Source organism: Nitrosomonas mobilis, assembly GCF_900103035.1.
Classification (GTDB): domain Bacteria; phylum Pseudomonadota; class Gammaproteobacteria; order Burkholderiales; family Nitrosomonadaceae; genus Nitrosomonas; species Nitrosomonas mobilis.
In genome coordinates this window covers 1-5,183 of sequence record NZ_FMWO01000052.1, presented here as the reverse complement: position 1 = coordinate 5,183, position 5,183 = coordinate 1, and the positions used below count along the sequence as shown (strand labels likewise).

The 5,183-nt window shown below is 43.0% G+C and carries 5 protein-coding genes and 2 pseudogenes; 2 read left to right on the top strand and 5 right to left on the bottom strand.

The window, feature by feature from the left end; genetic code table 11:
- From NSMM_RS08580 to NSMM_RS17255, 4 genes and pseudogenes are all read right to left on the bottom strand, one after another.
- Window positions 1–524, bottom strand: a pseudogene (locus NSMM_RS08580) (IS1595 family transposase); the annotation flags it as partial.
- A gap of 523 nt (window positions 525–1,047) precedes the next feature.
- Window positions 1,048–1,290 carry an antirestriction protein ArdA gene (locus tag NSMM_RS17265; protein WP_218121055.1) on the bottom strand — a complete coding sequence of 81 codons (243 nt, stop codon included), beginning with the start codon at window positions 1,288–1,290 and terminating at the stop codon, window positions 1,048–1,050.
- Entirely contained in the window at window positions 1,284–1,475 is a 192-nt protein-coding gene (locus NSMM_RS17260) for an antirestriction protein ArdA (protein WP_483814933.1), read from the bottom strand. The genes NSMM_RS17265 and NSMM_RS17260 overlap by 7 nt, the downstream gene beginning before the upstream one ends.
- Entirely contained in the window at window positions 1,435–1,560 is a 126-nt protein-coding gene (locus tag NSMM_RS17255) for an antirestriction protein ArdA (RefSeq protein WP_218121054.1), read from the bottom strand. Before NSMM_RS17255 ends, NSMM_RS17260 begins: the two co-directional genes overlap by 41 nt.
- A 342-nt stretch (window positions 1,561–1,902) precedes the next feature.
- Here NSMM_RS17255 and NSMM_RS08570 point away from each other — a divergent pair, with 342 nt between their 5' ends.
- A complete protein-coding gene (locus tag NSMM_RS08570; protein ID WP_090286598.1) occupies window positions 1,903–3,792 on the top strand; it encodes a hypothetical protein in 1,890 nt (629 codons plus the stop codon).
- 91 nt (window positions 3,793–3,883) lie between these two features.
- Here the strand turns inward: NSMM_RS08570 and NSMM_RS08565 are convergent.
- Window positions 3,884–4,243: pseudogene (locus NSMM_RS08565) on the bottom strand (transposase); the annotation flags it as partial.
- Window positions 4,244–4,323: 80 nt separating this feature from the next.
- Between NSMM_RS08565 and NSMM_RS08560 the strand changes: the two are divergent.
- Window positions 4,324–5,183, top strand: an 860-nt coding sequence (locus NSMM_RS08560; RefSeq protein ID WP_090283480.1) for an IS1595 family transposase, incomplete at its 3' end; no start/stop codon positions are given.

Sequence of the window (5,183 nt, the reverse complement as noted above, 5' to 3'; positions counted from 1 at the left end):
CTCGCTGTTTGTTTGTATTGCCGCTACAAATGGCGTCTTACTTGCCGCGCCCCGGCCGCGCTTTCCCGGCCTTTCACCTCCCAGATAAGCATCGTCAACCTCTACGCGTCCATCCAGACGGCGTTGCTCTTCGCGCAGCAGCATGGTCTGTAACAGCCTATGCTTGATCGACCATGCCGTTTTGTAACTTACCCCCAGCTGACGTTTGAGTTCCAATGCACTGACCGCATTCTTGCTTTGCGTCATCAAGTAAATGGCCAGAAACCAGGTTCTTAGCGGTAATTTAGTATTTTCAAACACGGTGCCGACAATTGAAGAACATTGGTAGCCACAATCCAGGCATTCCCATAGCTTGCGGCCGTTATGGGTACAGGAATATCGCTCCCCATCGCAGCGCAGGCATCTCCAGCCATGTGGCCACCTCGCAGCAAACAATGCTGCTTCACATTGTGCTTCCGTGCCATATTGATGCAGAAATTCATGCAGTGACAGCCTGCCTGAAACTGAATTTTATTCATCGCCATTGCCATCCTCCTCTGATTTTGCTACGTTTCTTCGCAATTTGTAGATTTTACAAAATTTCTGAGAGAAGTAACTAATCAGGAAATATATTTTGGCAATACAAACAGTAGGTATGGCGCAATAATCTTAACAAAGGCTTTCGCGGTCTGTTTGAGCTCATTACTGGGAAACGCCGCAAAATCGAAGAAAGCAACGAACAAGACGCTTGGCAGGTCAAATTAGACCAGCAACAGCAGCGTGATACGCTGATTTTTAATCAGCTCGAAATTCGCCGTTCCTTACAATCGCGTAATACGCGATTGTAAGCGCTGAAATCCTACCGGCTGGATGAACTGGAACATGATAAATCACAGCATCAAGCCATGCGTGAACAACGCCTTGAACAGTTAGAAGCACAGCACCGAGAACAAAATCGTAGCCGTCCGCAGCCTCACCGCCGCCGAAAGCCGACGGGTTTTGGCGGCGCGAATTTTCACCCCTTAAACAAAAAGGCACTGCCTGCTTGAAGCAGGCAGTGCCTAATTTTTAGTGATTCCAGAAAATGTGAACTTCTTCGAAGGCCATTTCTATAGTGAAGATATCGCCGCTTAGCTCTATATCCCGGTCCATGCGCTCATAGTCGATATAGTACGCCAGATTTTCAGGAATCTGCGTAGTCTCTTCGGTCAGTTCTTCTGCAAAATCAGCCAATGATTTGTAGCAACCGTAATAATTTTCTTCTGCCGCCGTTCTTGCTTCCTCCAGGTTGCCGCCGAAATTGTTCAACAATTCCCCGCCAAAATCCGGGTACTTCTCAATGAAACAAGCGATTCATGCGCTGTTTTAAGCCCTTTATATTCACTTAATTCGTAACCTTCAAAACCCTCATAGCCATGAATAGCGTATTCTTCCGCGAACCTTTGGGGCTCTCGGCTACATTCTATTGACTTGCTCTTGGATGTCGTCCAGATCATCAGTAGCGTTGATCCAAACGCCGTGAAGTTTGCCGTTATTGTAAGCCGCCAAATCCGCCACATAAATACTGATTTCATTACTCATTGCTATTTCCTCGCTTTATCAAGGGTTAAAAAACAACCCCCGCTGGGGTTGAAAACCCCAGAGAAAAAGCGAGTAAAACGAGCACAAACACGGGTTCTGATGTAGCCAAGTCAGAGGGGACCACCCGTATCTGCACAAGTGAAGCGCGGAAGATCGGGGATGACTTGGTGGAGGCAGGTTCCGTGTTAAATTGATTAATCCCCAGCGGGGGAAAGTAATAACAAAAATGAACCGATTTATCGAGTCACAATAGATGGGGCGGGGGTGATCTTGGTTTTTCTAAACAACCAGTCTGAGGTAACATTTATTCACTATTAGAGGGTTAATTCTTACGGATACTATATGTTTTTTAATAAAAAAATTAACGAACTTGGAACGCTTATAAAAGAAAGAATTGCCAAGCATAAGGTGGGCTATGTTACAGGCCTTAGTTTTATCGCGCTTGGTCTTGATTTGGCTTCGTTGCTGAAAGGTTCTGTTCAGTTCGCTTTTTTTATCTCTGTTATTGCTATCTTATTTATTCTTCTAAAATTTCTTTCTCATAAAGACCCCGAAACAAATGTAATAGAGAATCGCCAAGCAGACTCGAGTGATATGGAAGACGGGTGGTATATTGCATTGCTAGTGGCAATTGGAGCCTTGATAGCTAGTTCAATTATTTTGATTTCTAATGTTTTAATAGGAAAAAATGATACACGAAGTATATTACTGGAGCTTTTGTATTCGACTAAGCACATTGAATATAAAGATCTTGGCTTTCGGACGCAATTCAGTACAATTACATTAAAAGATGCTACAAAACATGGATTTAAAGCAGTACCAATTTGGCCAGTTCCTGAAAAAGAATTGATCAAAAAATGTATTCCGGTTGAATCAACACTTCAGCATAAATTGGTAACAATCAAAGCAGATAGTTGTGATGTGTTTTATATTTACTTAAAGCCAGTTCCCTTGACAGAAGCCACTTCACTTTATAATCACATAACAACAATCTCACCTTCGGTAAATATAACATTTTCAGATGGACATCAGGCAACCTTTATCCTCCATCAGTTAGCAAATAAGATTTCGCTGACGCTTTCGAAACAGCTATCTGAGCAACAAAGAAAGCTGCGAGCGAGTAAAAATTTTGAAAATGAACAACGTCGATTAAAAGAACTGCAAAAACAAGAAGAATTTGCAATAAATGCTAAATTGTTACAGCGAGAAAAAGATCTTAAAAATTCAATTAAATGTTCTTTTTCCGGTTGCGAAATAGATACTTGGACTATGGAGAAATATCTTTGCGGCACCGATGCCAAGAAAATTTATTTTAGAAAATCGACTTTGTCCAATGAGTTTGTTATCGATCTTGAACGGGCATGTGTTGAAATTTCGCCCAACAGATTCGTATTGAAGGAAAATGCCAGATGTGTTTCTGTTCCAGACAATATACCATCCTTAAAACCCTTAGAGATAATCCTGGTTCGAATTGAATTCGAAACAGAAGAAAAAATTGAATTTCCGGTATCCGTTACAAAATATAGGGGTCCGCCAGGCAGCACAATACCAAAGATTGTTTTAGAACCGGCAAAAGGTGAAAATCAAGAGAATACACCTTATGCAATTGCATGGTTGGACCCTTATTTAACACTTCACCCTTTTCCTTATAGAGTTAGACTAGGTATTGGTGCGTGTAATGATCTAGGTGGAATATCTGGGACTATTCTGATTGACTCTGATGGTATGGGTCTTATTGAGTATGATCGAGGAATGCAGCAATTATCAACACCAGAACCGAAGAACGGTATTATTACTCTTGCTTTTGAAACACCTGAAGGAAGGCGCTATGGTCCTTATCACTATGTGTTTAATGTCGATGAGATCATACAAAATGCAGCTACTATTAGTGGAGTACCCAAATTATTTTGTAGGAGCCATAAAAATAAAGAACTTCAGAGAAAAATATTTAGTTGCGAAATTCCTGGAGAGCCAAACACCATACTAGATTGGCTCAAAGTAAAGTCCATTAGAATAGGGAAGGTTCAAAACAATCTAGACTTAAAATTTGACGTAAATATGACAACTAACTATATCAGCAAATCTGCTTATCTTAAGGGATTTTATACGCACGAAAAAACACCCGGACCATTAGTAAAGTTCAATCCACCAAATGAGTGGTCTAATCTTTACTATCAACTTACATTAAATAATGGGAGTGTTCTTCCAATACAACGAATTGCTCTAGATTAAACTCTACCAACCAGCAAAATTGATAAATATGGAACTCACTTGTTATTAAAACTGTGCGAGTTATTGTCAAATCTGGTGTTTAGCCATTTAATCAAGCGGTGGCCTGATTGTCTGCTGTCACCTCGATTTCATCTTTAAATTTCACTCCTGTAATGACTTTGGCAAGGTGTTCAAATCCACGTTGCTTTCACCAGTTTTTTTCCGCACATTCCGATAGTTTGAATATCATGTGCAGCATGCTTTCACGGGTCAGGCATCCTTCTGATCGTTTTGTCCGATGACGTCTCGTACCAAAGGTCGATTCAATCGGATTTGCTGTTCTCAGGCTCTGCCAATGTGCTGCTGGGAAATCATAGAATGCCAGCAGTTCTTCACGACCCGTTTTATGCATCCAACAGCGCTGTTGCCGCGTATCTGGATAAATTTCTTCCAATGCAGCCCAAAATCCCATCCTGATTAGTTACTTCTCTCAGAAATCTTGTAAAATCTACAAATTGCGAAGAAACGTAGCAAAATCAGAGGAGGATGGCAATGGCGATGAATAAAATTCAGTTTCAGGCAGGCCTGTCACTGCATGAATTTCTGCATCAATATGGCACGGAAGCACAATGTGAAGCAGCATTGTTTGCTGCGAGGTGGCCACATGGCTGGAGATGCCTGCGCTGCGATGGGGAGCGATATTCCTGTACCCATAACGGCCGCAAGCTATGGGAATGCCTGGATTGTGGCTACCAATGTTCTTCAATTGTCGGCACCGTGTTTGAAAATACTAAATTACCGCTAAGAACCTGGTTTCTGGCCATTTACTTGATGACGCAAAGCAAGAATGCGGTCAGTGCATTGGAACTCAAACGTCAGCTGGGGGTAAGTTACAAAACGGCATGGTCGATCAAGCATAAGCTGTTACAGACCATGCTGCTGCGCGAAGAGCAACGCCGTCTGGATGGACGCGTGGAGGTTGACGATGCTTATCTGGGAGGTGAAAGGCCGGGAAAGCGCGGGCGGGGCGCGGCAAGTAAGACGCCATTTGTAGCGGCAATACAAACAAACAGCGAGGGGAAGCCACTTTATATACGCTTGACTCCCGTAGCGGGTTTTACATATGAAGCGCTCAAACAGTGGTCGGCTGAATGTCTGTCATCTACTGCACGAGTCGTATCTGATGGTTTGGGGTGTTTCGGGGCGGTTACGCATACAGCCGCGCAGCATGAGCGCCATATTGTGGGAAGTGGCAAATCTGCTGTGCAGCGTGCCGAGTTTCGCTGGGTCAATACGCTTCTTGGCAATCTCAAGACTGCCTTCAGCGGAACCTACCATGCATTCAATCACGCCAAGTATGCACAGCGCTATCTTGCAGAATTCTCCTATCGCTTCAATCGCCGTTTTGATTT

What these genes read in the sequence shown, in the direction of transcription:
- NSMM_RS17255 (WP_218121054.1), bottom strand. Translation starts at nt 1,560, where the DNA reads ATGAGTAATGAAATCAGTATTTATGTGGCGGATTTGGCGGCTTACAAT.
- NSMM_RS17260 (WP_483814933.1), bottom strand. Translation starts at nt 1,475, where the DNA reads ATGATCTGGACGACATCCAAGAGCAAGTCAATAGAATGTAGCCGAGAG.
- NSMM_RS08570 (WP_090286598.1), top strand. Translation starts at nt 1,903, where the DNA reads ATGTTTTTTAATAAAAAAATTAACGAACTTGGAACGCTTATAAAAGAA.